The organism is Deltaproteobacteria bacterium, assembly GCA_020848745.1.
In the GTDB taxonomy this organism is placed as follows: domain Bacteria; phylum Desulfobacterota; class Binatia; order UTPRO1; family UTPRO1; genus UTPRO1.
Map to the genome: position 1 here is coordinate 1 of JADLHM010000106.1, position 4,249 is coordinate 4,249.

The window sequence follows — 4,249 nt, forward strand, 5'->3', positions numbered from 1 at the left end:
CGTCGAGTTCCTGGAGAAACTCGCGGTCCTCATCCCGAAGCCCAGAGTCAATCTCGTGCTGTATCACGGCATCCTCGGCGCCCGGGCCCGTCGTCGGGCGGCTGCCGTCGCGCACGTGGTCCCACTGGTGGCCATGCAGCCGACACCGGCCGCGCCGGAATCCCCGGCGACGGCCGCCCCACCCGAAAGTCGCCCGTCCCGTCGCGGGTGGCTCTGGGCCGACTTGATGCGCCGGGTCTTCGAGATCGACGTCCTCGCCTGCGACTGCGGGGCCCGCCTGCGCTTCCTCACCACCATCGAAGACCCACCCGTCGTGCAGCGCATCCTCCGGCACCTCGGCCTCCCAACGGACACCCCGGTCCCCGCCCTGGCACGCCCCCCACCCCGAGATGACCTGGCGTTCGCGTTTCCCGCGTAGCGACCGCGCCAGCGTTCGCGTCCCCCACTGACCACCGAGATCGCGTCACGCGATCGACGCCGCGCTGCGTCTTGACGGTGCTGCTCGCGCCATCGGATACGCCCTCGGGCGGCACGGTGCTCGGTCCCGGGTGGGTTCGGCCCCTAATCCGCCCCGTCGTGAGGGGATAAGGACGAAGTTTGGGGGCACCGGAGAAGGTCCGAGACTCGGTTACGTCAACCACAGCGCTAATCCCATCTACCGACTGGCGATTCGTTCTCCTCGTCTTTTCTGCACAGGAGATCATAGAGCGTGAACTCGGGCTGCCCGTCGTCGCCGCCGATGGCGACCGTCGCAGGCTTCGGGAAGATGAGCGCGGCCATCGTGCACAAGGCACGAAAGCCGTGGCGGGCATGGAGGGGGTGCGTCGGCTTCAACGCGATCGCGCGCAGCTCGCGCCACTTCTTCACGAACCGCAGGAGGCCGCACCGCCGCGCCTCGACGAGATCGAGGTTGCCGGCGTCGTTCGTGAAGCCGGTGAAGTCGAGCCGCGCGATGTCCGAGAGCCGGGAGAGCACCTCGTCGACCCCCATCGCTCGTTCGTGCATGCCCGCGTCGACCGCTGCGCGGACCTTCGCATTTCTCAGGAGGAGCGACGCCGTCTGGTACGCAGCCTTTGGCGAGTAGCCGGCGCGCCTGGCGGCCTCTCCGCCGTTCATCGTTTCCAGGTAGAACTGGACGAACAGTCGCTGTCGATCGTTCAAGGATTCGGTTTCGACGAAATCGAAGCCGACGCCGGCCCGATTTGTGCGGCGCGGTTTCGCCTTTCGTACCGCTGCCACTGGTTAGGCCTGTGCGCTCGGTGCGGCCATCATGCGCGAAGACCGTCTACCGGAGCGGCAAGTAGCGGACTTGGCCCTCCCACTCTCCGTCCGTGCTGTACTCGGCCAACAGCAGGAGATCGTCGATGACTTGAGCGATCGGTGCGGTGCGGATGATCTCGAAGACGCCAGGCATGGTCTGGCCGCTACGGAGGCGTTCGTAGGCGTACTTCGTCACCGTGGACACGTCGTGCGTCAGCAGGATGCGGCCCTGCTCGGCCGCCCACTCCAGGATCGCGGGATCGGCCGCACCTGACAGCCCGGCGTCCTGGATGCGGACGATATCGATCGCGGGCTGACGGCGACGCAGGCCGCGCGTGATGGCGTCGTTCAGATTCTCGTCGGCGGCGAATCGGATCACGCCATCAAGCCAACTTGCGCGCGAGGAGCCGATCGCGAACGCCTGCGGGATCGAAACGGCGCTCGGTCTCGGCCTTCACCGCGGCGGAGTGGGACGCGCGGGTCGCGATGTACTCGTTGCTCTCTTGGCAGTGGCGGAGATAGTACGCGATGACTGCATACGTATCGGCCAGGCTCAGCGAAGGATACTGCGAGGCGATTTCTTCGGCGGTGGCGCCATCGTTGAACGCCCCCACGACGGAGTCGAGTGTCACCCGCGTCCCCGCGACTCGGACGACGCCATCGGCGTCACGCTCGAGCGGAGCGGGAGTGCTTTCGATCGCCAGAACCATGAGTCGCCTCATAGCATGCTGAGGTCGTCCTGAGTATCGCAAGAGCGCGGGTCGCCGGTGTCCGTTTTGGTGTCACTTCGCGCGGGACACAGCGGGCAACCGGGGGACATTCCGTCCAGTGCGACAAAGGCAAGTGCCCGAACGTCCACGAAAGACGCGACCGCTTGAAGGGTGCGATGCGGTACAGGTCGACCTTTCACGTCGGTAACACGGGTTCAAATCCCGTCGGGGACGCTGACCTTATTATTCACCTCGGCGGCCAGGACCCTCCCCAGAGTCAGCTCCGCTTCGAGCCGGTAGGTCCGCTGGCCGTCGGGCAGGCTGATCGGGGTGAAGCGGACCCGATCGACGAGGAGCTTCTGGAGCGCCTGGCGCGCCTTCACGAGGTCGCCGCGGAGCACGCCGCCGAGCCGTCCGAGTTGGTCGCGGAGGAGGCGGTCCAGGTGCGGGAGGTCGAGGGGGTCTCGCGCGGGCCGTGACCGTTCGCGTTCGGTGATCTCGGCGGTGAGCTTCTCGGCGAGTTGCTCCTTCTCCGCGAGGCGGTCGATCAGCAGCTGGGGAGCCCGCCCGCTTTCCAGGGCTCGCAGGAGACTCTCGATTTCGCGCTTCACCTTGGCGAGGTCGCTTCGCACCGCTGGTAGGCGGTCCGGAGTCGCGGCGAGACGTTCGCGGACGATCTCGGCCGCGCGTGCCAGCGTGTATTGGCGCGCCTCGGGAGTCAGTACCGTGCGCTCGATCTCTTCGAGGAGGCATTGATCCACGATCGGGATCGCTTCGAGCCAGGAATTGGAGCAGACCGTGGCGCCGCGATTGCGGTAGTAGCTGCACCCGTAGCACTGCGTACGCTTGCCGCTTCCCGACATCGTGATCGGACCGCCGCACACGGTGCACATCGCGAGCCCCGATAGCAGGCTGGCCGATGCCCGAAGCGGCGCGGCCGATCCCGCGGGCTGTGCAACTGGTTGCATGTGCCGGCGTCTCGCCTGTGCGGCCTGCCACAGTTCCTCCGGCACGATGCGGAGGTCGGGCGTGTCGACGGCGATCACTTGGTCCGCTGCCTGTGGGGCACGCACCCGGGTGCGTCCGCCTCGGTCCGTGTTCTTGAATCGTCCCCAGGTTAGACGGCCCCGATAGCGATCGCGCCTCAAGATCGCGTTGACGCAGGAGGGTGCCCACGAGCCGCTTCCTTTTCGCGGCGGGGGTACGCGCCGGTCGTCGAAGTAGCGCCGACGTTCGGCGGCGAAAGCCGGATCATCGTTGAGTGTCTTCGTGATCTTCTTGAGGCCGTACCCGTCGGTGTACATCTCGAAGATGCCGCGCACGACCGCAGCCTCGTCGGGCTCGATCTCGTATCGCACGTAGGCCCGGACGGGGTTTCCGGAAGCGTCGGTGCCGGTGTGGACGGGGACGTTCCGGTACCCGAACACGACGCCGCCCGTGACGAGACCCTGCTTCGCCCGCGCGAGGAGGGCATCGCGCGTGCGTTGCTTGGCCTTCTCGCGCTCCATCTCGGAGGCGAAGGCGCGTGCGGCCATGACGAACCGGTGCTCGGGCGTGTCGAGACGCTCCTCGGTGTCTTCGAGGTAGAAGATCTTGACGCCGGCCTCGAAGAGATCGCGCGCGACCAGCACTCCTGCCTACCGACGTCTCCCGAGATCGACGACCAGCGGCACCGAGTTCCGCAGCACGAGGCAGCCAGGCGCGCGGTCGGCGACCGAGGCGTGCGCATGGACCGAGAGCGAGTCCGCACGGTCGGAAAGGGGAGAAGGGCAGAGGGTACGAGATGACGGATCAGGAGTCGTCCGAGACCATCGACGCGAGCAACGTCGCTTCGAAGTCGGAAGAGGAATCCGAGGGGATCGAGAAGACCGTTCGCATGCTTGCAGCCGTCCGTTTGCTCCTGCGGCAGCTGCGCGAACGGATGGAGTAGCGGCGGCACCTTCGCAACGCCGCAGGAAGGCAGAGGAACTTTGAACCGCCCCGGCTTTGTCGGAGGCTCCTTTGTTTGAGAAGAGGGAGCCATGGGACGACCGAGCAAGTTTTCCGCGGAGGTGAAGGAGCGAGCGGTGCGGCTGGTGCTGACGCAGCAGGAGGCGCACGACTCGCAGTGGGCGGCGATCGTCTCGATTGCCGGGAAGATGGGCTGTACGGCCGAGACGCTCCGGAAGTGGGTGCGACAGCGTGAGCGGGATGACGGGAAACGCAACGGCCTGACGACGGACGAGCGGCTGCGCCTGCGCGAGCTCGAGCGCGAAGTCCGCGAGCTGCGGCGGGCGAAC

Annotated in this window: 7 protein-coding genes; 3 read left to right on the forward strand and 4 right to left on the reverse strand. The window is 66.9% G+C overall.

Features of this window, described 5'->3' with window-relative positions; translation table 11 throughout:
• Positions 1-418: hypothetical protein (locus IT293_15985; GenBank protein MCC6766159.1), on the forward strand; the 418-nt coding region annotated here is incomplete at its 5' end.
• A gap of 227 nt (positions 419-645) precedes the next feature.
• Here the strand turns inward: IT293_15985 and IT293_15990 are convergent.
• From IT293_15990 to IT293_16005, 4 genes are all read right to left on the reverse strand, one after another.
• Complete coding sequence (locus tag IT293_15990) at positions 646-1,161, reverse strand: terminase small subunit (GenBank protein ID MCC6766160.1); 516 nt, start codon at positions 1,159-1,161, stop codon at positions 646-648.
• A 124-nt stretch (positions 1,162-1,285) separates the two neighbouring features.
• Positions 1,286-1,639, reverse strand: coding sequence for a DUF5615 family PIN-like protein (locus IT293_15995; protein ID MCC6766161.1), 354 nt, complete (start codon positions 1,637-1,639; stop codon positions 1,286-1,288).
• 4 nt (positions 1,640-1,643) lie between these two features.
• Entirely contained in the window at positions 1,644-1,970 is a 327-nt protein-coding gene (locus tag IT293_16000) for a DUF433 domain-containing protein (GenBank protein MCC6766162.1), read from the reverse strand.
• A 215-nt stretch (positions 1,971-2,185) separates the two neighbouring features.
• Entirely contained in the window at positions 2,186-3,601 is a 1,416-nt protein-coding gene (locus tag IT293_16005; protein MCC6766163.1) for a recombinase family protein, read from the reverse strand.
• A gap of 152 nt (positions 3,602-3,753) precedes the next feature.
• On the opposite strand from IT293_16005, the gene IT293_16010 reads away from it, so the two are divergent.
• A complete protein-coding gene (locus IT293_16010; protein ID MCC6766164.1) occupies positions 3,754-3,900 on the forward strand; it encodes a hypothetical protein in 147 nt (48 codons plus the stop codon).
• A gap of 91 nt (positions 3,901-3,991) precedes the next feature.
• The coding region (locus IT293_16015) for a transposase (protein MCC6766165.1) at positions 3,992-4,249 on the forward strand (258 nt) is incomplete at its 3' end.